This window comes from Metabacillus litoralis, from assembly GCF_007994985.1.
GTDB classification, from domain to species: Bacteria; Bacillota; Bacilli; order Bacillales; family Bacillaceae; genus Metabacillus; species Metabacillus litoralis.
In genome coordinates this window covers 18252-43066 of record NZ_VOQF01000020.1, presented here as the reverse complement: position 1 = coordinate 43066, position 24815 = coordinate 18252, and the positions used below count along the sequence as shown (strand labels likewise).

The window sequence follows — 24815 nt, the reverse complement described above, 5'->3', positions numbered from 1 at the left end:
AAGATTTAAACCCTAACATGTAATATGACAAATTCACCCTTATGTATTCCCTCTTCTTCAAATTTTGATTTTTTCAAACCAGGAACCCAAAGGATATTTCCATTCCCATCCTCTACTATTGGCCATGCATGTCGGCTATGTAATGGTATCTTTTCATCAATAAATATATCTTTTACCTTTTTCCTTCCGTTCATGCCTTTCAATTTCATTTTATCTCCCTGTTCTCTTGGCCGAATGATAAGAGGTGTTGATATCGCTTCATAACTCATTAAAAAAGTGTCATTTCCTCTATGTATAGGAATCTCTCTAGTCACGTTACACGAAATGATAAAACCATTTGGAAGTGTAACACTAGATGGAATTTCTAATTCAATACGATATTTCTCCAATTCAGTATGCTCAAAAGTAAACAAACAGGTAGTATATGATTTAATCACTTTAAGTCCGCCTGGATAATCAAGTGAACCTGAAGGATGTTCTTGTGAGAGCAATGTCTGTATGCTCTCAATATGTATAGAAGAAAGGGAAGATGGAATATTTACATATAGATAGTTTAATATTAGTTTAATCCCTCTTCTTTGTAAAGGTAAAGGTAGGTTTAAAAACCTCTTGATATCAATTTCCACAGCCGACAAATCTTGCCTTTTGAATACTTTATTCATTTGTTGCTGAGTTAATACCTGTAAATACGTTTCATCCTCTAGAAAGGTTTCACTAAAATTTTGAAACTTTTCATGTACCTGTGGATTTTCACTCTTTAAAAATGGCAAAACAGTTTTTCTAAATCGATTTCTCGTATAATCTGATTTTTCATTACTAGAATCAAATCTAGGATTTAGATTGTTCTCTTTACAATATAAAAGGATATTCTCTTTTGTCGTTCTAAGTAAGGGTCTAATAATAATTCCATTATGAAACGGCCTCTTCACTTTAATTCCAGCAAGAGCTTCTCCAGTATTTCCTCTTACTAATCTCATTAAGATTGTTTCTACTTGATCATCACCATGATGTCCAAGAGCTAAAGTCTTAGAATGATGTTTATCTAATATTTCTTTATAAAAGAGATATCGACACTCTCTGGCAGCTACTTGTTTGTTTTTCTTATTTTTCATAGCATACGAGCTAACATCAACTTGTTTTGCTTCTGAAGCAATATTGTGTTTCTCACAAAAATCAATAACAAATTCCATTTCTGCCTTTGACTCTTCACCTCTAAACATATGATCCATATGTGCAGCTATAATTTTGAGGTTCATTTTCTCTTTTAAACAAATTAGCATATGTAACAATGCCAATGAATCAGGCCCTCCGGATACACCAACAACAACTGTTGAATCTTCTTCTAGTAATTCTTGTTTTTTTATAAGGGTATAAACATCTCTCAACTTTTTCCCCTCTTTTTGACTATAGTTACGATATAACTCTATCCTACCATTAAATGATAAAGAACAACAAAGAAGAAGGGAGCCGTTCACACATTAAACAAATTTACAACTTAGTAGCTATTTGAGTATCATCTATAGGTCCGCGTTTATAACAAAATATGATAAACATATAACGAATAAATTAAGAACACACTTATTAAAATAATGAGTGTCTCTACAAAACCACTTGTCTTCTTTAGTTTCTTCTTTTTCTTCACTTGATTTCTAGACGTACTGGCACGTTGCTGCTTGTGTTGAGTTCTATTTGCTTGTGTTTGCTTTGGAACTTTTGTTTTATAAGTTTGTTGATTTGTAGCTGGCTGCTTTGTTTTTTCAGATAATAAATCTATAAAATCATTTTTCATTTCACTTGCACTATTATAATTCCCCAAAATTGCTTTTCTCAAAACCTCTCTATGCTTTAGCAAAAATGGATGCTGTTGAATAACTGCTAATAATTGGTTTTCCCCTTCTCCATCACTCTTTCTTGAAAATCGCTTAGGGTATGCAGCATTGATGATGATCATAGCTACCGAAAACAAATCATAAGTCGGTTCAGCACGCCTTGAGCCTAACCCCCAATACCCTCGATCAAAAAACTCGGTAAATTCTTTTATCGCTCTTCCTTGTTGTGTTGTACCACCAACATCTATACATCTTATCTTAGGAGGAGGACCTGAGATGATTAAATTATCTGGCTTTAAGTCACCAAAGATCCACCCTTGTTGATGAAGCTTTTCTAAGTTAGATAAAAGCTGCAATACTAATACATCTGTCCACTCTATACCTCTCTCATTTATAAAATCGAGAAGAGTTTTTCCTTGAATATATTCCATAACATAAAATGAGATCATTTTTTGCGATCCAGATTTCCAATCGTCCACATCTAACAAAGAAGGCCCAAGAGAAGTACCTTGGACCTTCGAGAAATGCTTTAAGACATTTACCTCAGATGTAATTGCCATACTGTTTTCACTGAGCTTGACAGCAACTTCTCTGCCTCCACTGTCAGCTAAATAAACATTACCAGTAGCACCTTGGCCAAGCAGCCTAATAATGATATAGGCTTTACCATTCCACTTACCGATTATTCTAGATCCTGGAGAAAAATTACATGCCTGGTTCATCATAGTATTCTTCTTCACTTCTTAATAAGTTCTTTAAAGACCGCTTCTTTTTAAAATGTTGAATAGCTTCTCTTATCGCCGGACCAGTTGGTGTTATACCACCAGTAGATAATTTTGGAAATATAGAAGATAACGATTCAAGCTTCGGTGTCCAATCAAGAACCTTTTCCACCTCATTCTTTTTCCCAGGAAATACTGATACTGAGAATAAGTTCTTACCCATCCTGGAATTAAGACTAATTGATAAATCCAGAAGTGATTCTTTAACTGTTGGAAGTTTTGGCTTCATACTAGCACTTGTATCAACTAGAATAAGTATTTCCATACTTACGGTTTCACCAAGTTCGTCAACAACCTCCATAACTTCTCCACGCTTTTCTGGAGGTAATTCTTCTAGAGATGTACTTTTCCCAAGAATTTGCTGTAGCTCTTTATTCACAACACCTTGCAAAGTTTGTGTCATTGCTTTCCTAGTTACATGCTGAACTGTTTGTGACAATTGATGAGCATAAACAATTTGGTGAACACCGCCACCAGACATTGCTATACCTTCAATTTCTCTCATAGATTCCTGATCTATCACATTTTCTTCCATAATACCAATTACATTTACAGTAATTCCTTGTTCCTGAGCCAATGCCGCCATTGCGATTGGATCTTCCCCTTGATTTGAGTAACCATCAGTAATTAATAAGATTTGTTTTAAATGACCCTTCTCCATACTTAATTACCCTCCTATAGAGATCTATAAATCTCTTTGCTTTCCCTTTGTCATAAACGATAATCAACAATAGCTCTTGATATAATGTCTAGCGAAAAGACATTAGTTTTCTAAAAATATTATTATCATTCATCTCCAAAAGAAGGGTAAATTATACATTCAAATTTTTAGCTGATTTTCTTTGGTGACACAGGGATACTTGCCCATTTAGGTGTATTATGCTCGATTGCAGAAACAACTACTGTCATATCATCCTCTATTTTTCCAGATCTTGTTCTAATGACTTCTTCCATGATTAAATCCGCAACTTCCTGAGGATCCTCTGTCTTAATTTCACTAATTTTACGCTTCATCCACAAATCATAATTCTCAACATGTTTAGGACCCTCAAATATTCCGTCACTCATCATAATAAGCAGATCACCAGCCTTCAACTTTTCACCAACAACATCTACATCAAAATCATCTATAATCCCCATAGGTAAATTACTAGCTTGAATTCTAATTATTTTATCTCCTCGTTTGACAAAGCTAGGTGTTGATCCAATTTTCAAGAATTTGCTATTACCATCTTGTAGATCAACAATTGCAAGGTCCAACGTTGAAAATATTTCATCTGTTGTTCTCAAGGATAAAATTGAGTTTATCGTTTTAATTGCGACCTTTTCCTCAATTCCTGATTGAAGGATTTTTTGAAGCAGCTTTATCGTTTCATTACTTTCGAAATGAGCTCGTACCCCATTTCCCATTCCATCACTAATCGCGACTGCATATTTTCCAAGACCTAACTCTATCATCGAATAGCTATCACCAGAAACTAATCCCCCACCTTTTGCAGCATGTGCAACACCAGTTTCAATTCGATATTTCTTTGCAGATCCAAATGAAACATGACAGTATCCATTAGGATAATTAGCGCACTCTTCTGTTTTAACAATGATCGATTCATCTAAAATATCTGATAGCATTGGAGCTATTATTTTTTCACATTCTCCATGTCCATTGCAGTATGGGATACTCATCTCAATATCCACACTTCCCTGCTCAAGACTATAGATCTCAACATTAACAATTTCAATACCGAAATTCTGCAGTGCATCTAAGATCTGTTCTTCTTGTACAAAGTGATTTTCTCTTTCTCTTTTTATTTCCCTTGAAAGATCCTCCATTACGTTTGAAACACCTAATAATTGTTCAGCTACAAGTCTTCTACTTTCTTTTACTTCTTTCTTTAATTTTTGGTTTGCTTGGAAATAATTTATTTCCTGTTCAATGGCTTCTTCTACTTTTGCAGATTTTGAACAATGACGATCAAATTCCTTCTTTAATTTCATATTATTTTGATACGTATTTTGTCTATTTTCATGCATAATGTTCTGCATTAAATCATATGTTTTATCAAAGTTCTCTACCCAGCACTTTTCTTTTTTAAAACAATGCTGACAAGTACTTTCAGTAATGCTACTTAAAAATAAATCAGTTTCACGTTGTTCATCATTTGTTTCATCTTTATCATAAAACGTTGCGAAGCTTTCGGACAAAGCATGAAATACCTGTGAAAATTGGTCAACACGATGTGCTGTCACATCACGGATTTTCCTTACATATTGCTGTTGCTCCTGAGCATGTTCATTTGTACCTGGAATATGTTTAGCTAATCTTCCAGTTACTGCTTTAGGTGTTAGTAAAAATAAAACGATCGCGATCATTGATTCAATAAGGGTTGTCATTAAATCAGATGAACCTTGTCCATACAGAGAAATCAAAACAGATCCAACTAATAATCCAATTGCTGTACCTAGCTTTTGTCCTTCTCTTAAAAGACCTCCTAAAAGCCCTGAAAAGGCGAGTAAGCTCATATGATATAAATTCCCAACATTGGCTAAACTTAAAATTAATCCTGTTACAACACCCACGGTACACCCAATACTAGATCCACCAATAAAGGCAAATAATAAGACGATATATCTTGAAAAAATATGTTCTAACTGAAGATTTTGAATTGATACTCCAACAAGACCGGTCATTACTGATGCTAAAAGAATCATAATACAGATAATCTCTTCAATCTTTAGTGACTGTTTATATTTACGTGCTGATATTAATGGAATACTTTGCAAAAAGATTAACGTTAATATAAAAGATAATCCTGATTCTATTCCTGCCATCATATAATCATAAACTGTTAATGATGAATTAATTACATAAAAATAGCCGATTCTTGTAAGTGCTACTGTAGTAAAAATTACAAATGGCAAAACCTTCACTTGATCTTTAATAAATGTAGATGAAAGTCGATTAAGTAATATAAACGCTATAATCGATATTGTAATAAGAAGTGATATTTCAACTGATAGTGACATACCACCAGCAATCAGTGATAATCCAGCTAATAATGCTTTATCCCGTTTCATTAACAAAACGGCTCCAAAAAACGGAAGTGCAAATGGCAAGACTTCCGATAAGATAATAGCCCGTCCTAATAAAAATCCAATTAAAGCATAAACAAGTCCTTTATGTAAGAGGATGAGCTGTAATCTCGCTGAAAATTTGTGAAAAAACCGATTAAATGCTTGATGGGTCTTTTCCATTCCAAAATCAGAAATTGGTTCCATTAACCTTCTTTCTACTTTTTCCATTTTTTCATTCCCCCACTTAGTTCATATTACTTGTAATTATATCGAAGGATTAAAAAGGAATTTGTCAAAAGAAGGTAGCTCAACCCCTAAACAGTTCGACTGTTTTTGAAAAAACCGACAAATATCTAATAGATCTGAACCTTTTCTTAAGACATACGTCAAAATAATGAGAAAGATGTTAGAAAAGCGAAGATGGCTTGATCAGCCCTGACAAGCATAAGACACTTAGGAAGAGAAGGTGCTCTTTGCCTTCCATTCCTAAGTGTCTTATAACTCGAGGGGCTAGCCCACCGTAGCTAGACAAGAAAAGCGAAGGTGGCTTGATCAGCCCCGACAAGCATAAGACGAATAGAAAGAGATTTGTACATAAACGGAGTAAATCAGCTATTGAGCTAACTTAAGAAGAAAAAATGAACAATAAAAAAACTAGCTGCATTTGCAACTAGTTTTTTTATATGACCCGTACGGGATTCGAACCCGTGTTACCGCCGTGAAAGGGCGGTGTCTTAACCGCTTGACCAACGGGCCTCATATTTAATTTATTATGGTAGCGGCGGAGGGAGTCGAACCCACGACCTCACGGGTATGAACCGTACGCTCTAGCCAGCTGAGCTACACCGCCATAATAGTGTATTATTATTGAATACAATTCTAAGGCACAAGAAATATAATACAATCGAAAGTTGAATTCGTCAATAGAAATTTTAAAAACATTGTTTTCCGAAGGATTTTTGCTTTAGATAAAAAATTACATAAAAATCTAATTTAGTTGCAAAAATTTTAAAAAAGGAAAACATCATGACATGATGTTTTCCTTTACGCAAAATGTATATAAAAGCAGCAAGCTATCCTCTTTTAGCTCCGCGACCTCCGCGTTTTGATTCAGTATTACGCTTCAATGAAGATAAACGATCTTCACTGTCCTTTAAGAAACGACTCATCTTTTGCTCAAAGTTTTCTTTATTATTGCTACGGAACTCATTTCCTCTTGGTCTTGGACGATCTGAACCACCTCTAGGGCGATCTGTATTTCTTGGACGATCTGTGCTTCTCGGACGATCTGGTCGTTCTGGACGTTCCGGGCGCTCTGGACGATCAATGGCTTTTTTAATTGATAAGCCGATTTTACCGTCGTTTTCTACATTGATAACTTTTACTGTAACTTCATCTCCGACTTTTAAGTGATCATTAATATCCTTCACATAATTATCGGCAACTTCACTGATGTGTACGAGACCTGTAGAACCTCCTGGAAGTTCAACAAATGCTCCAAAATTTGTAATGCCCGTCACCTTACCCTGTAACTTGCTGCCAACTTCTATCGACATAAAAATAATGCTCCTCCTTAAACAGATAAAAAATCATTCATATCCTTTATATCATATTATACATAAATAAAAAATCGAGTGTCAACAAGGCTACTCTTTTATATTAAAGATGATTTCGTTATCATCAGATAAAAAGTAGTCTCTTCTTGCAATTTTTGCTATATATTCATCATCATTGAGCTTAACGATTTCTTCTCTCAAAATCTTTTCTTCTTTTTGAAGAGTACTCAGCTCTTCACTAAGTTTTTGCTGCTTTTCTACCTTTTCATTAATAGCATTTGACTGACCTAAAATGGTGGTAAGCATAATAGCAGAAGAGATAATCGCTAAGATCCCGAACATGACAAGCCTTCTAAATAAGCCTCTTTTCCGTCTTTTAGATATTTGTTGCTGCCGTTCCTGCTGCATCATATACTGTGATTGTAGCTCTGTAATTTTCTTCGATCTTTCGAGACTCATATATTTCCTCCTTACCTCTTCTTTATCCGTTGCCACCATATATTTATCGTATTAGTTATATTCTTTACCTTTTTGTTAATTCCTGCTAATTTATTTATATTCTTTATGATATAGTTCCGAATACCACTTGGTATGATATTCCATATAACTCTTAAAATTAGCCATACTGGTGCTAATATTATTTTAACGAAAGAATATAGGATTTGGAAAGCCCATTTTGTTAAACTCCAAAGAAATTTTAAGATTCCTAATAAAATTGTGATTGTTACCTGAAATAACAACAAGATTGGTTTTATAATGATTGCTTGGCCAATATTGATTACAAGACTATAAATACTAATGCTTGTCTGAATTAATCGATCAAGAATACGCAAATAGATCGTCTTTAAAAGACTTTGATATGCAGCATATCCACATAACACTGCTAGAAAGATATAAACTCGCAGTTCACCTTCATTTACAAGCAATAATAAATAAAACAGGATCAAACCTTGCATAATCCAGAAAAGGAAGTCATTGATAAATACAACCCACCTAGCTCTTAATGGCCGCTTTAAAAAACGGCCATATGTATCTAGAGCTGCACCAACCCAACTTCCCATTCCAAACATTGCAAGCATTGTATAAAACTGCGTTGTTAAACTCATTTAAATAACTTGCTAAAGAGTCCTTTAGCTTTCTCCGCATGCTGCTCATCTAAATAGATAAGATCAAAGATCCTACTACCTTTAATCGAAACAATCCCTTTATCAACATCTAAATTCTTCATTTGCAAGTTTTGACCTCTAATTGCTAAAGCACCCATTACAGTGTCTAATAAAAATTCCTCATTATCAAAGCTCTCAACTTGCTTCACACCTGTAATTTCCAATAACTTTCTGCCCCTCATAATCACATCATGCTCTTGAACTGTGCCTTTATGAACAGTCGAATTATTATCATAGTATTGATTCATGTTCTACCCCCGCATTCTTATAAAGGATTTTCTTTTATATCTTTATGTTCAAAGAATACGGTTTAGAACAAGCCTAGATGAAAAGCCAGCATCGTTTCCCCCTTAAAGAATCACTCCTCATTAAGTCTCTCTTCTTTAAGAATTTTATAAAGATTTGTTGCTTCTTCTTTTCTTGTTATCTCTTTTAAATCCTCGATTTTTACTGTGACTAATTTCTGACCAAAGCGAATTAAAAGCTCATCACCAATTTTCACATTTGAGCTTGCTTTCCCAGGGATACCGTTAATACTAATCCTACCTTGATCTGCGATTTCTTTAGCTAACGTTCTTCTTTTTATAATTCTTGACACCTTTAAAAATTTATCTAATCTCATCTTCAGCCCTCTTTTTCTAGTTTTTTCGCTTCATTCCAATACGTATCCATTTCTTCTAAAGACATATTATGAAGCTCCTTTTTATTTTCCTTTGCTTTTTTTTCTATATAGTGAAATCGATCATAAAACTTTGTAATTGTAGAAGTTAATGCTTCTTCTGGTTCTACTTTATAATGTCTACCCACGTTAACAAGTGCAAAAAGCAAATCACCATATTCCTTACTCAATAAAGGATTATCTCCTTTTTTTGAAAACTCTTCTTCAAGCTCAGAGATTTCCTCTTTCACCTTTAACCAGGCACCGTCAATTGTAGGCCAATCAAAACCTACTTTTGCTGCTTTCTTTTGTAAATGATAAGCCTTTGATAAAGCAGGTAACGTCTTCGCTACAGAATCAAGAATGGATTGTTCATTTTCTGTTCCCTTTTCTGCCTTTTTAATTTCGTCCCAATTTACTAATACCTCTTCTGTATCAGAAACATTTGTCTCACCAAATACATGAGGATGTCTTCGAATCATCTTCTCATTTATCCCTTTAATCACATCATCCATAGAAAACATACCATCATCTTCACCAATTTGTGCATGAAGAACTACCTGTAAAAGTACATCTCCAAGTTCCTCAATGATATGATCAATATCATCCTTTTCAATTGCTTCTAATAATTCATAGCATTCTTCTATTAAATATTTTTTTAGAGATGAATGTGTTTGTTCTTTATCCCACGGACAGCCATTAGGACCACGTAATTCTGCGACAACCTGTCTAAATGCATCGAACTGATGGTTAAGTAACGTATCATCTTTTACTGGTGGAATGTATACACTTGTTAAATTATTTACAGTTGTTTCGCGGTCTAATTCAAATAACTCAACTTCCTTTAAGATTTGCGCGTTACTTCCAGCAGCTGTAACAATAACAACCTTATAATCATCTGGTAATTGTTCCATTAATGTTAACTTAACGTCAGAAGCAATCATTTGGTCATACACCTGTGTGATAACGACATGCCCCTTTAGCTGAAGTTTAGCACTTTCTAACCCCAAGGCATCTACAAGCTGAAAACCTTCAATTGGATCGACCTCAAGCGCCTGAAAAGTTGCATCAAGGAAGCTTTGTCCACCTTCGAGTGATATTGTAAATCCTTTCTGTCTACCTTCTGTTAATAAAATTTGAACTGTTTTTTCAGCAACCAATGGATGTCCTGGAACTGCATACACAATATCGTCATTCTCTGCTTTTTCTAAAAGAACATTTACAATCGTTGCATAAACAGAATCAAAGTCATCATTTTGTTCATATATAGAATCAAATGATTCAAATGTTAGTTCATTTGTTAATTCCTCAATAACTGGGTGTTCTTTTGTACGTAAATATAACGCTTCTGCTTTAGTTAGCAATTGATAAACACCAAAAGGTAACTGATTTAAATCTCCAGCTCCTAAGCCAACAATTGTTATTTTCTTAGCCATTTATGTACCTCATTTCAATTTTATCGCTTTATTAATAATAGGAATATTCAGAAGTTCTCTATCCGTAAAAATATGAAGCTTCAGAATTGCCAACCCATAAATGCCTCCACCGATAACTACACCTACAAGTGCAACTAAGCTAGCAAATAACCTATTTTCCAAGCTCATGTATCCTTCAACGATATGTAATGATGCTGATAAACTAAAAAACATGATCAGTAATGCAAAAGTTACTTTTAACAACGTCTTAACTGATTGAAAATGATATCTCTTTTTAAGCATATAAATATATGTCAAGAATACAACAATACCGTAGGATATTACTGTTGAAAATGCTGCACCGATTACATTAAATTCAGGTATCAACCATTGATTTGCTATATATTTTATTCCCACTCCAATTAATACAGAAACAACCGGGAAAAAGGTGTAGCCAAGTCCTTGTAAAATAGCGAACTGTGTTAGTGCAAGTGATGTAAAAAGTACTGAAAAACTAAGAACAATTAAAACATTCGTCCCATCACTGTTTGTAAAAAGCATGATATTTATCGGCTTCATAATCGACATCAAACCAATAGCTGCACCACCAGCAATAACGATACATAACTTTAATGATAGCTCTATTTGTTCTTTAATAAACTCCCTGTTTTTCTTCATCTTTGCCTGAGCAAGAACAGGAACAAGAGACAAAGCTAAAGAAGTTGCTACTACTGTACCTAATTGAATAAGCGGTTGACCTCTATCATAAATTCCTTTTGTTTGTTTTGCTAAAGTTTCATCCATTCCATTATGAATAAGTAAAGAATATAAATTGAGTGCATCTATTAACTGAATGAAGATTAATAATAAGCTACTAATTCCAATTGTCATGCTATACTTCGCTAAAGATTCTAAGATGTCCATTGTTTTAATAGGAGCAGTGAGATTCCACTCTATCTTAGAAGCTGTTTGTTTCTTTTGAGAGTAAATAATTAGAAAAATAAAAGCCACTACACTACCAATTATTGACGAAGAAAGAGCACCAATACCTATCTCATATAAATCAAAGCCCATACGCAGCATCAAAAAAGAACTAGCCAAAATTAGTGTAACCCTTATTCCTTGTTCAATTACTTGTGATAAAGCTGTTGGGTTCATATTTTGCTCAGATTGAAAATATCCTCTTATGATGGATATAAAAGGTATCATTAAAAACGAAAATGCTGTTACTTTTATGAGTAGTGATAAGTGGCTATCTCCCATATAACCCGCAATTTCAGAAGAAAATCCAAATAAAGGTAAAAATAATAATAAACCAACAGCAAGTAAATATAACAAGGAAACTGTCATAATTTTAGAGCGGATTTTATGAGAGCTTTCATACCCATGATCTAGCATAACCTTTGATATAATCACAGGAAAACCTGATGTAGCTAAAATGACACTCATTCCATAGAACGGATAAACCTGTTGATATATGTAAAAACCTATATCCCCTACAATATTTTGATAAGGAACACGGTATACTGCACTTAATATTTTTATAAGTAATCCTGCTATCGTTAAGATAATTGCTCCTTGTATGACAGAATCACCATTATTTTTCTGGACGTTCATGCCCCACTCCTCTCAACATGATCTATCCAAAATTATAGCATATACACTCTATAATTAAGTGCTGTAACCTAAACAAGATAATTTTATAACCAAACAAAAGAGGCAGCATAAGCGCTGCCTCTTTTATAAAACTTAATGTTCCATTTGTCTTGCTAGAAATCCTGCAGCTGTTTCTACTGCCTTATGTTCAACTTCACCAATCGATTGATCCTTAGAAAGAATGATAACAGCACCAATTGGATCACCATTAGCTACAATCGGTCCAATCGTATACGATTTAACTTCCTCATCAAAGCCTGAAACAATTTGAGTTTCTCCAGCATCAGTTTTTAAAACAGAGTTTCTTTCCTCCATAACCTGCTCGACAACTTCACCAATGTTTTTATTGAGGTACTCTTTCTTTGAGCCACCTGAAACAGCAATGAATGTGTCTCTATCACAGATTAAAACCTGATGACCTAGACTATCGAATAAGGCATCACCATATTCTTTAGAAAAGTCACTTAACTCACTAATTGGTGAATATTTTTTCAAAATAACTTCACCATCGCGATCCACAAATATCTCTAATGGATCACCTTCTCGTATACGTAGGGTTCTACGGATTTCCTTTGGGATAACTACTCGACCTAAATCATCAATGCGACGAACTATACCAGTTGCTTTCATCTTACGTTGCCTCACTTTCATCGGATGATAGGAAAAAAGATGATTGTACCTTCCTGAAGAATGGATAATTTAACAGGAGCTAGTTATTTATGTAACAATCACCATTTGTTAAATTTAGTATCCTTCACTAGTGATGTAATATACATATTGAAAGCGTTTTTTTGATAAAACTCTGATTTCCGTCTGATGATTACTTACATCAAGGTCTGATTTAAAGCTATTTCACTGATATTTCTTCCTTCTTAACTTGAGCAAGACCATTTAATAATTCTGTAATAATGGTCAGCCATTTATCAATAGTAAGGTTCTTTGTTGCAATTGTAAGTTTTAATCTACTTCCTTCCATTCCAAGTCCCACTATACGATTATATTTATTGCTTAAATCAAATAGCTTTTGGCCGTCAATACGATTGCTTGCGGCTTCTTCGATAAGGATGGAAATAGCCTCTTTATCTTGTTTAATACTCTCTACTCTTTCTTGAATAGCGAATACTTTTAGTTTTGCAATAGAAAATAAATATCCTACTTCGATCGGATATTCGCCAAAACGGTCAACCATCTCTTCTTGTAGCTCTTCTAGATCTTGTAAAGATGTTAATGATCTAAAGCGTTTGTACATATCTATTTTTTGGCGTCCATCCATTATATAATCCTGTGGTAAATACGCATCAACCTGCAGGTCAATTTCAACATCAATAGGCTTTTCCTTAGGAGCTTCTGTTTGTCTCTCTTCAATTGCTTCTTTTAACATTTGAGAATAAAGGTCAAACCCAACTGAATCAATAAATCCATGTTGTTGAGATCCTAATAAGTTTCCTGCACCTCTTATAGAAAGATCTCTCATAGCAATTTTAAATCCTGATCCTAATTCAGTGAACTCTTTAATTGCTTGAAGTCTTTTTTCAGCAACCTCTGTTAGCACTTTATCTTTTCTATATGTGAAATAAGCATAAGCTATCCTATTTGATCTTCCTACGCGACCTCGAAGCTGATAAAGCTGTGATAACCCCATTTTATCTGCATCGTTAACGATAAGCGTATTAACATTAGGAATATCAACACCCGTTTCTATAATCGTCGTACTTACTAATACGTCATATTCACCCTCTAGAAAGCTGAGCATAACAGATTCTAATTCATTTTCTGTCATTTTCCCATGTGCATATGTCACTCTAGCATCAGGTATTAGCATTGATATCTCATCTGTTTTTCTTTCTATATCCTCAACTCTGTTATATAAAAAGAAAACCTGACCACCACGAGCCATTTCCCTTTCAATCGACTCTCTTACTAACCCTCCGTTATATTCAACAACATAGGTCTGAACAGGAAAACGATTTTCTGGTGGTGTTTCTATTACTGACAAGTCTCTTACACCAAGCATTGACATATGTAGAGTTCTTGGGATCGGTGTAGCAGTTAAAGTTAAAACATCAACATTTGCCTTTAATTGCTTAATTTTCTCTTTATGTGTTACACCAAATCTCTGTTCTTCATCAATGATTAATAAGCCTAAATCTTTATATTTAATATCCTTTGATAGTAATCGGTGTGTTCCAATTACCATATCAACTGTTCCATTACTAAGGCCTTTATTTGTTTCAGTGATTTCTTTTCGGGATCTGAACCTACTTAATAGGCCGATATTTATTGGGTAATCCTGAAATCTCTCTCTCACTGTTTCGAAATGCTGTTGAGCAAGAATTGTTGTTGGTACAAGAAGTGCTACCTGTTTACCATCAGCAATTGCTTTAAATGCCGCTCTTATTGCAACCTCTGTTTTCCCATAACCAACATCTCCACATAATAATCGGTCCATTGGTCGTATGCGTTCCATATCCTTTTTAATCTCAATGATAGAACGTATTTGATCGTCGGTTTCTTGATATGGAAATGCTAACTCAAACTCTTTTTGCATTTCTCCATCTGGTGAAAATGCATATCCTTCACTAGCTTCACGTTCTGCATAGAGCTTAATTAAATCATCTGCAATATCTTGAACAGATGACTCAACCTTCTTTTTAACTCTACGCCAGTCACTTCCTCCAAGCTTATAGATCTTTGGTTCTTTACCCTCTGAACCAACATATTTTTGAACTTGATCAATTTGCTCAACCGGCACATAAAGTTGATCACTACCATGATATTTGATGTTTAAATAATCTTTGTGGATACCATTAATTTCTAAAGTTTCAATCCCAACATACTTACCAATACCATGATTAACATGAACAACATAATTTCCTATTTCCAGCTCAGAGTAACTTTTTATTCTCTCTGCATTCGAAAGCTTTTGCCTTCTAACCTGTTTTTTCACTCGCTTCTTAAAGAGTTCCTCTTCTGTAATAACAGCAAGCTTCTGCATTGGAAGTTCAAATCCAGTTTGCAAATCACCTTCTACGATTGAAACTACACCACTTGCTAACATATTAGCATTACTTTGAATAGTAGCTTTGATTTCGTAGTCCTCTAAAACTGTTTCTAGCTTCTTAGCTCTTTCTTCATTTACTCCAAGAAACACAACTGCATATTGTGATTTCTGCCATCTATCTAATTCTGTTTTTAATAAATTCATTTGTCCATGAAAGCTTTGCATTTGTTTACATGATAAATTTAAGATATTTTGCGGGCTAGTATGTGGAACATGCCTTAAAAATAGTGATAAATAAAGTAAAGGCTGCTTTGAATTTGTCATAACATCAACATAAGAGTGCGATATTTTTATATCTGGAAAAATCTTTCCCTCTTCAAGTAGGTGTGTGTACCATTCAGCCTCTTCTCGATCTAATTGTTCATAAGTTTCTTGAATTCTACTTACCTCATCCAAAACAATAATAGAATCCTTGGCAACATAGTCTAGTAAACTAGCAGGTTTTTCATGAAACAGCGCTGAAAACTTAAAAATATCCTGAGTAAATTGATTATTACGTAATCGTTCAAGATCATATTGAATATTTTCAACTAGTAATTCCTTTTGCTGTTCATTCTTCATTTTCTTAAGACTTTTTGCTAAACCTGCTTCAATTCCTTGGATACTTCTCATTTTTGATTCTTCATTAATAATTGTTTCAACTGCAGGACCAATTGTAATTGTTTTTAACATACTGATTGATCTTTGATCTTCTATATTGAAAGATCGAATAGAATCAATTTCCGTATCAAACAATTCAATTCTAATAGCATTATCTTCTGTTAAAGGATATATATCAATTATTCCCCCACGAACACTAAATTCTCCAGGTGAACTAACCATATCTACCCGCTCATAGCCAAGTAAAACAAACTGATGAATATAGTTATCCAGATCAATATCTTGTCCTACTGTTAACTTGTATTGGTTATTCTTCCATTGTTCTTTTGGTGGAAGAAGCCTTCTTACCCCAGCTACGGGCGCAATAACAATTGATGGTCTATCTTCTGCCAATTTGTTTAAAACATCTATTCTTTGTGCCTTTAATTCAGGACTTGCAATAGCCACTTCTGCTGCAATAAGGTCATTTACGGGATAAAGATAAACATCCTCTTTAAGTAAATTCAACAAATCCTCATAAACCTTTTGAGCTTGGTATAAATTATGTGTAACAATCAATAGTGATTTTTTTAAGTCATGGTAAAGGGCTGCAGTAAAAACAGTCCTTGCTGAACCAGATAAGCCTGCAACTAATTGCTCCTTTAAGCCTTCTTCGATACCCGATACAATCGTTTTGAAATCATCATTTTCATAAAAATATTTTTGTAAACTATTCAAGCTCAGCCCCCCTCTCAAGTTCTTTATGTTTGAGTTACTTATTTCTTTTATATTTGTTATCTTATACTGCTTTCTTATCGCCTGAATTGTCATAATATGACTGATTGAATGGCTTTAAATGCATTCATATACTGCTTAATGAAATTTAAAACAGAAAAATGCTTTGGGGATGGCTCCCAAAGCTATTACTGAATAAAGCTCTCATATTGGTGTAAATCAGGGTTTCTGTTTAATGCATCCTGACAATCTTCACAAATAGTTTTTATATGTATATCACCATTTTGTTGATAAGTAATCATTTCTTGGCGTTCAGCATTTGTTAAGGCAGTAAACCCTAGCTGCTCACTAGAAATTAAACTATTATCAAGGCTACCTACCTTTACACCACAGTGTCTACAATGATAATGCAAAGCCATAACACGCCTCCTGAAAAGGTTTATTTTACTTATAGTATGTACCTTTTCAAGAAATGCTATACGTCAGATAAAACGACCTTAATTGAATTCATTCATGACTTGAACAAATGAACTAGTAAGCCACTTTTCACATGCAGAAACGGATGCATCTATTGATTCTTTAATTCCTATATGATCTTCTTCAGTGAACTGCCCTAAAACATAGTCAGAAATCTTCATCCCATTTGTAGGTCGATCAATGCCAATCTTTATACGATTAAATTCCTGTGTTCCTAAGTGATGAATCATTGACTTTATACCATTATGTCCCCCAGCACTTCCCTTTGTCCGCAAACGTGTTTTGCCTACAGGTAAGTCCAGATCATCATAAACGACTACTATTTCCTCTTCAGTAATTTCATAAAATTCCATAAGAGGTCTAATACATTCTCCAGACAAATTCATATATGTGAGTGGTTTTAATAATATGACCTTTTCGCCAGATATATGACCTATTCCATAGATTCCATTAAATTTTTGACGATCAAGAGGAATAGACAAATTATCAGCCAGCTTATCTATCACCATAAAACCAACATTATGCCTTGTTTTTTCATATTGTCTACCTGGGTTACCTAATCCTATTATGAGTTTCATAAATGCGAAACCCTCCTAATCACTTTACCTGTTCTATGTATTAAAAATTCATTATCTTTACAATATCATAAAAGTAACAAACCATAAATAAAACATGTTGTTAGATTATGTCTAATCATGACATAATTACCTCTTTTAGAAAATATATTTACATTCTAAGAGGAAAAATTCCAAATAATACAAATTATCGTGCGACCTAGAGTTTACTTTAGGTAGATCTTTTATTTTGGCTTTGAGGAAAATAGATAAATAACTAAAACTAAAATGTCAGTTCTCCGTAATCAAGCAGAGAACTGACACTATCAACCATACTATTTATTTTTAAGCGTCGTTATGCTCTCTACCTTCTTCGTTTTCAGGAGTACCTGGTTCTTGTTCTTCACCACTATCAATTTCTTCTTCTTGCTTCGGAGGAAGAATAGAAGCAATAACTTGTTCACCATCTTGGATATATGTATAATCTCCATGATTAGGTAGATCTTTAATTAAAATGGTTTCATTTACACCTAGGTTTGAGATATCTACATCTATTGTTTGTGGTATTTTTCCAGGTTTAGCTGCAATGGTTAATTCATGAAGTGGCTGCTGTAAAACCCCACCATCTTTAACTCCTTGTGCTTCACCATTTAAATGAATTGGCACCTCTACTTCAACTTCAGACTGCATGTCCACTATATGAAAGTCAGCATGCACAAGTTCATTTTTAAGAGGATCTGTTTGCATATCATATAGCATAACAGCATGTGTAGAACCATCAACATCTAAATGAATAATTGTATTCTTTCCCTCTTCTCGAAGGGTTTTGATAAGTGCTATACTATCCAGTGCAATTGGTTTACTTTCAACTGCTTTACCATAAATGACACCTAGTACCTTACCTGATTCACGTACTTTTCTTTTTGCAGAGCTTGTAAATTCAGTTCGCTTAATTGCTTGTAATGTTGTCATAAATTACACCCTTCCTATACGAATTCAATTCTTATTATTGTTTTTCCCATATGTTATGGTGTATAAACATATTTAAAAAATACTTTTCATTATGAATAATAGAAATGAAACTAGCTTTGGTTAATGAAAGGCGTTCCTATCTTATAGGAAACATTTAACAAACTAACAAAAAAAAGCTTATTTATACCTTTCACAACTGTGTTGAGGAAGAATATAAATAAGCTTTTATTTTATATCAAATTTAAAATTCAACGCATTGTCAGTATCTTAATCAAATAATAAACTAACAGATTGTCTTTCATGAACACGAATAATTGCTTCTCCAATTAAAGGTGCTACAGATAGTTCAACTAATTTATCAATACGTTTTTCTTCAGGTAATAAAATTGAATTTGTTACAACCAACTCTTTAATTTTAGAATTTTGTATACGATCTATCGCTGGACCTGAAAGGACAGGATGTGTACAACATGCATAAACCTCTTTAGCACCATTTTCCACTAACGCATTTGCTGCTAACGTTATTGTTCCAGCTGTATCAATAATATCATCAATTAATATAGCAGTTTTCCCTTCAATATTACCGACTATATTCATGACTTCAACAACATTTGGCTTTGGACGTCTTTTATCAATAATCGCAATAGGAGCCTTAAGCTTATCAGCAAGCTTTCTTGTTCTTGTTACTCCACCGTGATCTGGTGAAACGATAACAATATCCTCTAAATTCTTCCCTAAGAAGTATTCTCCCAGAATTGGTACACCCATCAAATGATCAATTGGTATATCAAAGAATCCTTGAATTTGAGGTGCATGTAAATCTAATGTTATCACACGTGTTGATCCTGCTGTTTCTAAAAGGTTTGCAACAAGCTTCGCAGTAATAGGCTCTCTTGCTCTTGCTTTACGATCTTGTCTTGCGTACCCATAGTAAGGGATAACAATATTGATCGTTTTTGCTGAAGCACGCTTTAAAGCATCAATCATGATAAGTAATTCCATTAAGTGCTCATTAACTGGACCACTTGTAGATTGGATAACATAAACATCACTTCCACGAATGCTTTCTTCTATATTAATTTGAATTTCTCCATCACTAAAGCGTGTTACAGAACATTTCCCTAAATCAACACCAACAACATCGGCAATTTCCTTTGCTAAAGCTGGATTAGAGTTTAACGTAAATATTTTTAAATTAGAATCACTATAACGATTAGGCATGGTAAAGTGAAAACCTCCATTAGGAATTTTTATTATTTAATCGGTCGACATAATTCTCTTTATTTACTTGTCTTGACCTTGCTACAGATAATGCTTTTTCTGGCACATCATTTGTAACAGTTGATCCTGCAGCAACATATGCACCTTTACCAATAGTAACCGGAGCAATTAAATTTGAATTACAGCCAATAAAAGCTCCATCCTCAATTTTTGTGAGGAATTTGTTTTTTCCATCATAATTAACAGTAATTGATCCACATCCAAGGTTTACATCTGCTCCAACCTCAGCATCACCAATATAACTTAAATGTGAGGCCTTGCTTCCTTTACCCATTACTGATTTTTTAATTTCAACAAAATTACCTATCTTTACATCATCTGAAATGGTAGATGAAGGACGAATATGAGCAAAAGGTCCAATGGCAACACTATCTCCAATTTCACTATCGTGTGCAACAGATTGACGAATTGTTGTTTGGTTACCTATTTTGCTATCCTTAATTTCAGAATTAGGTCCAATGATACATTCCTCACCAATAACAGAGTCTCCCTGTATCATTGTCCCTGGGTATATGACAGTATCTTTGCCAATAATAGCCTCAGCAGAAATATATGTGTGGTCTGGATCTATAATAGAAACACCATTTCTCATATGTTCTTTATTAATTCTTTGCTTCATTATTTTTTCAGCCTGAGATAATGCAATACGATCATTTACTCCTAAAGTTTCATCAAATGAAGCTGTTTGATAAGCAGAGACAATTTTACCTTCTTTTTGTAATATTTCAATTACATCAGGTAGGTAATATTCTCCTTGTACATTATCATTTGATACATTTGACAACGCACGGAACAACTCTTGGTTATCAAAACAATATGTACCAGTATTTATTTCTGTTATCTCTCTTTCAGAAGCATTTGCATCTTTATGCTCTACAATCTTTTCTACCGTTCCCTCAGAATTTCGAACTATACGTCCATATCCTGTTGGGTCGTCTGCTTTTGCAGTTAAAATTGTAGCCATTGCGTTTGTTTCTTGATGATGTGCTAACAATGAAGACATTGTTTCTGCTGTAATTAATGGGGTATCACCACAAATTACAATTGTTGTACCAATTTCGTTTTCTAAAAATGAAGAAGCCTGCATTACTGCATGTGCAGTGCCTAATTGTTCACTTTGTAAAGCATACTCGGTAGTATCTCCAAGTTGAGATTTTACTTTTTCCGCACCATGACCAACAACTGTTACAGTTTTTGATAATTCTAGCTTTGACACTTGATCAACAACATGTTGAACCATTGGCTTTCCGCATACAGGATGAAGCACTTTATATAATGAAGATTTCATTCTAGTACCCTGCCCTGCAGCTAAAATAACTGCATAACGATTATCCATTTTCAGGCCTCCAATTTATCGTTTAACCATATCCATATGATTTATGTAAAATACGCTTTTATCCATAGAAAAATATATCTTAAAACAGCATGTATTTCAAGGTAACAAACAAAAGTACATGATTTTTCTAATTTTAACATAGTTTTTTACTATACGTTATTGACACATTAGAAATCCATACAATTTTCTTCTGTATTATTAACTATCTAAAGCAAAAAAGGACCCTGCAATATCTGCAAAGTCCTTTATCTTTTATTTTATGAAGCACCCGCTTCTTCAAATTCTACTTCAAGCTCACCTAAACGATGATACTCAGCTAATACAGCATCTTGAATTTTTCCGCGTGTATTAGAATTAATAGGGTGTGCTATATCTCTAAATTCACCATCAGGAGTGCGCTTACTTGGCATTGCAACAAAAAGACCATTGTTTCCATCAATAACACGAATATCATGAACAACAAACTCATGATCTAACGTAATCGATGCAATAGCTCTCATTCGTCCTTCAGTGTTTACGCGGCGTAATCTTACGTCTGTAACTTCCATTCTGTTCACCACCTTTTCCCCATATGAAAAACTTTAGTTTACATATTCAACAAAATTTTCGTTATTCCTGCAATATTTATATTTTTTTTTACAAAATAAGCAAATTTATTGACAATAAATATTTTTTTGAAGTGCTTCTAACAAGAATGATGTTTGTGGTGATTAATTAGCTCCGTTATAAGGATAAGTAGAAGAGATATTATGGGGTTACTCTCTATATCAATTTAATTATGAAAACATTTTCTTAATCTTATTATAGCTAAACATTGTCCGTTCCTTTGTTCTTAGTTTGAAAATAAAAATTTCAAGAAACAATTGAACATCTAAAATTTAGTTATTAATTTGTTTTACTGCATTTTCTTCTCTAAACAGAAGTCAAATATTCAAGTCAACAAAATGCGAAAAATTAACTCCGTGTTAACACAAAAATAAAAAACCAACCACAATAAAAAATTGCAGTTGGTTTTTTTACTTATTTAATTAACGCAATAACTTCTATTTCTACAAGAGCGTCTTTTGGAAGACGAGCAACCTCGACACAAGAACGAGCTGGTTTATGGGTTGCAAAATATTCACCATACACATCATTAAAAGCTGCAAAGGTATTCATATCATCAAGAAAAACCGTTGCCTTCACAACTGTTTCTAAAGATGCTCCTGCTTCTTTAAGAACAGCCTGTAGATTTTTAAAAACCTGATGTGTTTGTTCTGCAATATCACCAGTAATCATTTCACCCTCAGCAGTAAGAGGAATTTGACCTGAACTATAAAATAAATTGTTGACAATAATACCTTGAGAATATGGACCAATAGCTGCTGGTGCTTGTTTAGTACTAACAATTTTCATACTAATTCTCTCCAATCTTTTTGTCTTTTACCAATTGAAAATATGTTCCTGGCATTACTTGAATATTACGTTCACGAATATCTACATTTGCTAGTTTAACAAGTGAAATATATTCATCAACAAGTCTTTCTTCAACGCCCTCAGACTCTACTAGAACTCCTATACCTGCTACATTAGCTTTAAATTCCTCTAGCAAGCTAATCATACCATTTATGGTACCTCCAGCCTTCATAAAGTCATCAATAATTAATACATTTGAACCTTCTTTTAGACTTCGTTTAGCTAGGAGCATTGTTTGAATTCGTTTTGAAGAACCTGAAACATAATTAATACTAACTGTTGATCCTTCTGTTACCTTACTATCTTTTCGTACAATAACAACAGGTACATCCAACTGTGCGGCTACAGCATACGCTAAAGGAATTCCCTTAGTAGCAACTGTCATAACCACATCTATTTTACGGTTGCCAAATGCAGTCGCAAATAAACGACCAATTTTATTTACTATAGAAGGGTTACCTAAAATATCAGTTAAATATAAATAACCTCCAGGAAGGAGTCTTTCTGGTTTTGCAATCAATTCACAAAGCTCATCAACAAATTGCTTTGCTTCTTTATACTCAACCTTTGGAATAAACTTAACTCCACCTGCTGCTCCTGGAACAGTTAATAGTGTTCCAATTCCATGCTGTTCAAATGTTTCTTTAATAATAGTTAAATCCTCACTTATTGAAGATTTAGCAGAATGATATTTTTCCGAAAAGTATGTCAATGGTACCAAGGAATGAGGATGATGAAGCATGTAGTTTGTCATATCAACAAGACGGCCACTACGACGAAATTTCATAAAAGGGCAACCTCCAAAATCCGAATATTATTATAGTAAATATAACTTAATATCCGGATTTAATCAAGGCTGTTTACATCACCTAACATTCGCACAGCGAAAACTTGATCACAAAATCCACGTAGACCATTATAAACTCTAGGCAAACGTGATTCATATTGAACTAGACCAAAAACAGTAGGACCACTACCGCTCATTAAAACAGCATCAGCTCCGAACCTTTTCATTTGATCCTTGATATTTGCCACTTCAGGATGCATATGTAGTGTTACACTTTCTAAAACATTTCCCATTAAATCACAAATACCATCATAATCCCCAGCTTCTAAAGCTTGTACCATTCCTCTAACATCAGGATGTTTAATAGAATCAACTTTGAGATTCTTATATACATCAGCTGTTGAGACACCAATAGTTGGTTTTGCTAACACTACCCAACAATGTGGTGGTGGATTAATATGCTGAATAATTTCTCCACGACCAGTAGCAAGTGCTGTTCCTCCATAAACACAGAAGGCAACATCAGAACCAATCTCTGCTCCTAACTGTGCAAGTTCATCTAGAGATAATCCTAATTTCCAAAGTCGATTTAATCCACGCAATGTTGCTGCTGCATCACTACTTCCACCTGCTAAACCTGCTGCAACTGGAATGGTTTTTGTTATTGAAATAGAGATACCCTTTTTTATGTTATATCTTTCTTTTAACAATTTAGCTGCTTGATAAGCTAAGTTTCGCTGATCATCTGGCACAAATCGATTATGAGATACAATTCGAATATCTTCATACGGTAAATCAACTAATTCTACACGATCTGCTAGATCTATTGTTGTCATTATCATTTCTACTTCATGAAACCCATCTTCACGTTTATGAAGTACATCTAATGATAAGTTTATTTTGGCTGGTGCTTTCTCTAAAACACGTATTATAATCACCTACTTAAACGATCTAAAATTGTATCAACATTGTACCACAAAAGCAGTTATCGTATTGCCTTTTTCGACAATTCAACAACATACGAATATAATTTTGATCGTACTATGTGAAAATGAAGGTTTTTTTCAGCAGAAAATGGTTTATATGATGTATAAATATAGAAAGAAAGGGCTGACTAAATTAAGCATCGTATGAATATACAAAGCATTTTAGTCAACCCCTATTCTATCTTCTAGCTTCTATTATTTTGTTTTGCTAGCTGCAATTCTGCTAACTCTATAGCTCGCTTTACCATATTTCCAGCATCGCGCGATCGAATTGCACCCCAACCTTCTTCTTTTACCGTTTCATAAAATCCTAAGTCTTTTGCTAATTCATATTTAAAACTTTCGGACATCATTCCACGACGTCTACTCAAAACCAAACACACCCTTTCAAAGGATAAGCAAGAGTTTTAGAAGATAAGAAAAGATTGTGCACTTCTATTATTAGTTAATTGGTTAAA

Annotated in this window: 23 protein-coding genes and 2 tRNA genes; all 25 read right to left on the bottom strand. The window is 34.0% G+C overall.

From position 1 onward, the window contains the following. Positions 1 to 5: 5 nt before the first annotated feature. The 25 genes from tilS to FS935_RS20830 all read right to left on the bottom strand — a co-directional run bounded on the left by tilS (position 6) and on the right by FS935_RS20830 (position 24728). Positions 6 to 1385 (bottom strand): tRNA lysidine(34) synthetase TilS, encoded by a 1380-nt coding sequence (gene tilS / locus FS935_RS20950; protein ID WP_146950585.1) that lies wholly within the window; start codon positions 1383 to 1385, stop codon positions 6 to 8. A 146-nt stretch (positions 1386 to 1531) separates the two neighbouring features. Beyond that, positions 1532 to 2554 (bottom strand): serine/threonine protein kinase PrkT, encoded by a 1023-nt coding sequence (gene prkT, locus FS935_RS20945; RefSeq protein WP_146950605.1) that lies wholly within the window; start codon positions 2552 to 2554, stop codon positions 1532 to 1534. After that, on the bottom strand, positions 2535 to 3272 hold the full coding sequence (locus FS935_RS20940) for a vWA domain-containing protein (RefSeq protein WP_146950584.1): 738 nt from the start codon (positions 3270 to 3272) through the stop codon (positions 2535 to 2537). The genes prkT and FS935_RS20940 overlap by 20 nt, the downstream gene beginning before the upstream one ends. Before the next feature lie 167 nt (positions 3273 to 3439). Next, on the bottom strand, positions 3440 to 5911 hold the full coding sequence (spoIIE, locus tag FS935_RS20935) for a stage II sporulation protein E (protein ID WP_146950583.1): 2472 nt from the start codon (positions 5909 to 5911) through the stop codon (positions 3440 to 3442). A 456-nt stretch (positions 5912 to 6367) separates the two neighbouring features. After that, positions 6368 to 6439, bottom strand: a tRNA-Glu gene (locus tag FS935_RS20930). Between the two features lie 17 nt (positions 6440 to 6456). Further along, positions 6457 to 6533: transfer RNA gene (locus FS935_RS20925), tRNA-Met, on the bottom strand. A gap of 223 nt (positions 6534 to 6756) precedes the next feature. After that, complete coding sequence (locus FS935_RS20920) at positions 6757 to 7239, bottom strand: S1 domain-containing RNA-binding protein (RefSeq protein ID WP_146950582.1); 483 nt, start codon at positions 7237 to 7239, stop codon at positions 6757 to 6759. 90 nt (positions 7240 to 7329) lie between these two features. Continuing rightward, positions 7330 to 7698, bottom strand: a complete 369-nt coding sequence (locus FS935_RS20915) for an FtsB family cell division protein (RefSeq protein WP_146950581.1) — start codon at positions 7696 to 7698, stop codon at positions 7330 to 7332. Between the two features lie 11 nt (positions 7699 to 7709). Further along, complete coding sequence (gene yabQ / locus FS935_RS20910) at positions 7710 to 8345, bottom strand: spore cortex biosynthesis protein YabQ (RefSeq protein ID WP_146950580.1); 636 nt, start codon at positions 8343 to 8345, stop codon at positions 7710 to 7712. Further along, entirely contained in the window at positions 8342 to 8653 is a 312-nt protein-coding gene (gene yabP / locus FS935_RS20905; RefSeq protein WP_146950579.1) for a sporulation protein YabP, read from the bottom strand. The genes yabQ and yabP overlap by 4 nt, the downstream gene beginning before the upstream one ends. A gap of 110 nt (positions 8654 to 8763) precedes the next feature. Next, on the bottom strand, positions 8764 to 9027 hold the full coding sequence (locus FS935_RS20900; RefSeq protein ID WP_146950578.1) for an RNA-binding S4 domain-containing protein: 264 nt from the start codon (positions 9025 to 9027) through the stop codon (positions 8764 to 8766). Between the two features lie 2 nt (positions 9028 to 9029). Then, positions 9030 to 10499, bottom strand: a complete 1470-nt coding sequence (gene yabN / locus FS935_RS20895; protein WP_146950577.1) for a bifunctional methyltransferase/pyrophosphohydrolase YabN — start codon at positions 10497 to 10499, stop codon at positions 9030 to 9032. Between the two features lie 9 nt (positions 10500 to 10508). Beyond that, a complete protein-coding gene (locus FS935_RS20890) occupies positions 10509 to 12095 on the bottom strand; it encodes a putative polysaccharide biosynthesis protein (RefSeq protein WP_146950576.1) in 1587 nt (528 codons plus the stop codon). Between the two features lie 132 nt (positions 12096 to 12227). Continuing rightward, complete coding sequence (gene spoVT, locus FS935_RS20885; protein WP_146950604.1) at positions 12228 to 12764, bottom strand: stage V sporulation protein T; 537 nt, start codon at positions 12762 to 12764, stop codon at positions 12228 to 12230. A 217-nt stretch (positions 12765 to 12981) separates the two neighbouring features. Then, positions 12982 to 16512, bottom strand: a complete 3531-nt coding sequence (gene mfd, locus FS935_RS20880) for a transcription-repair coupling factor (protein ID WP_146950575.1) — start codon at positions 16510 to 16512, stop codon at positions 12982 to 12984. A gap of 185 nt (positions 16513 to 16697) precedes the next feature. Then, positions 16698 to 16928, bottom strand: a complete 231-nt coding sequence (gene fin, locus FS935_RS20875) for an anti-sigma-F factor Fin (protein ID WP_146950574.1) — start codon at positions 16926 to 16928, stop codon at positions 16698 to 16700. Between the two features lie 78 nt (positions 16929 to 17006). Further along, entirely contained in the window at positions 17007 to 17564 is a 558-nt protein-coding gene (gene pth / locus FS935_RS20870; protein WP_146950573.1) for an aminoacyl-tRNA hydrolase, read from the bottom strand. A 321-nt stretch (positions 17565 to 17885) separates the two neighbouring features. After that, positions 17886 to 18512 (bottom strand): 50S ribosomal protein L25/general stress protein Ctc, encoded by a 627-nt coding sequence (locus tag FS935_RS20865; protein ID WP_146950572.1) that lies wholly within the window; start codon positions 18510 to 18512, stop codon positions 17886 to 17888. Between the two features lie 267 nt (positions 18513 to 18779). Next, the gene (locus FS935_RS20860) at positions 18780 to 19733 is read right to left on the bottom strand and encodes a ribose-phosphate diphosphokinase (protein ID WP_146950571.1); all 954 of its coding nucleotides are present in this window, start codon (positions 19731 to 19733) and stop codon (positions 18780 to 18782) included. Positions 19734 to 19752: 19 nt separating this feature from the next. Next, positions 19753 to 21129, bottom strand: coding sequence for a bifunctional UDP-N-acetylglucosamine diphosphorylase/glucosamine-1-phosphate N-acetyltransferase GlmU (gene glmU / locus FS935_RS20855; RefSeq protein ID WP_146950570.1), 1377 nt, complete (start codon positions 21127 to 21129; stop codon positions 19753 to 19755). Between the two features lie 257 nt (positions 21130 to 21386). Next, positions 21387 to 21677 carry a septation regulator SpoVG gene (spoVG, locus tag FS935_RS20850; RefSeq protein WP_046517517.1) on the bottom strand — a complete coding sequence of 97 codons (291 nt, stop codon included), beginning with the start codon at positions 21675 to 21677 and terminating at the stop codon, positions 21387 to 21389. 472 nt (positions 21678 to 22149) lie between these two features. Continuing rightward, complete coding sequence (ridA, locus tag FS935_RS20845; protein ID WP_146950569.1) at positions 22150 to 22524, bottom strand: 2-iminobutanoate/2-iminopropanoate deaminase; 375 nt, start codon at positions 22522 to 22524, stop codon at positions 22150 to 22152. Position 22525: 1 nt separating this feature from the next. Beyond that, a complete protein-coding gene (gene purR, locus FS935_RS20840; RefSeq protein ID WP_146950568.1) occupies positions 22526 to 23371 on the bottom strand; it encodes a pur operon repressor in 846 nt (281 codons plus the stop codon). A 59-nt stretch (positions 23372 to 23430) separates the two neighbouring features. After that, complete coding sequence (gene ispE / locus FS935_RS20835) at positions 23431 to 24300, bottom strand: 4-(cytidine 5'-diphospho)-2-C-methyl-D-erythritol kinase (protein ID WP_146950603.1); 870 nt, start codon at positions 24298 to 24300, stop codon at positions 23431 to 23433. Between the two features lie 242 nt (positions 24301 to 24542). Then, the gene (locus FS935_RS20830; RefSeq protein WP_146950567.1) at positions 24543 to 24728 is read right to left on the bottom strand and encodes a small, acid-soluble spore protein, alpha/beta type; all 186 of its coding nucleotides are present in this window, start codon (positions 24726 to 24728) and stop codon (positions 24543 to 24545) included. Between the last annotated feature and the right edge of the window lie 87 nt (positions 24729 to 24815).